This window comes from Pseudomonas sp. B14(2017), from assembly GCF_002113255.1.
In the GTDB taxonomy this organism is placed as follows: Bacteria; Pseudomonadota; Gammaproteobacteria; order Pseudomonadales; family Pseudomonadaceae; genus Aquipseudomonas; species Aquipseudomonas putida_Z.
In genome coordinates, this window is record NZ_NEJY01000061.1 from 1 (window position 1) to 770 (window position 770).

Sequence of the window (770 nt, forward strand, 5' to 3'; positions counted from 1 at the left end):
GAGCCATGATCAAACTCTTCAGTTCAATACTGCTTGGGTTTTTAAGAAACCCTAAACTTGGCTCAGCAATCTCAAATGACTATGTGATTTCTCGCATGGCCACTTGTGATGCTGATAATCTTTGTGACTATCAGTCCGTACTCACAAGCACCCACACGAATTGCTTGATTCGATTTGTTAAAGAGCGTTTGGTTAAGAGCTTTTCGTCTCAACCGAGGCGCGCATTCTACGCTTTCCTCATTTGCTGTCAAGCGTTTATTTTGAAGTTTTTTGCGAGAAACTCGTTTAACTTCAGACACTTAACTCGCTTCGATCTCTCGTCGCGGGAGGTGAATAATACAGCATTCGGAAACGCTGTCAACCACCTTTTTACCACCACCGGCTGGCCTTCAGCCTACCAGGAGAAGCGATAGCTTCTACTTAAAGACAAAACCCCTACCTGCATGCGCAGATAGGGGTTTTGCGAAATGAATCTTGACGATGACCTACTCTCACATGGGGAAACCCCACACTACCATCGGCGATGCATCGTTTCACTGCTGAGTTCGGGATGGGATCAGGTGGTTCCAATGCTCTATGGTCGTCAAGAAATTCTGTTGCCAGAATGTCCAGATGGACAGCCCAGCGAATTCGGATATGCGATATTTGTGATGCTGCGAACTTTCGGTTCGTTTCGTCTTCACCACCACAATTTGGCTTTCGTGCGCAAATTGCTTGGGTGTTATATGGTCAAGCCTCACGGGCAATTAGTATTGGTTAGCTCAACGCCT

The 770-nt window shown here is 46.4% G+C and carries 1 rRNA gene; it reads right to left on the minus strand.

Features of this window, described 5'->3' with window-relative positions:
• Positions 1 to 472: 472 nt before the first annotated feature.
• Positions 473 to 588, minus strand: a 5S ribosomal RNA gene (gene rrf, locus CAG34_RS27330).
• Positions 589 to 770 lie beyond the last annotated feature (182 nt).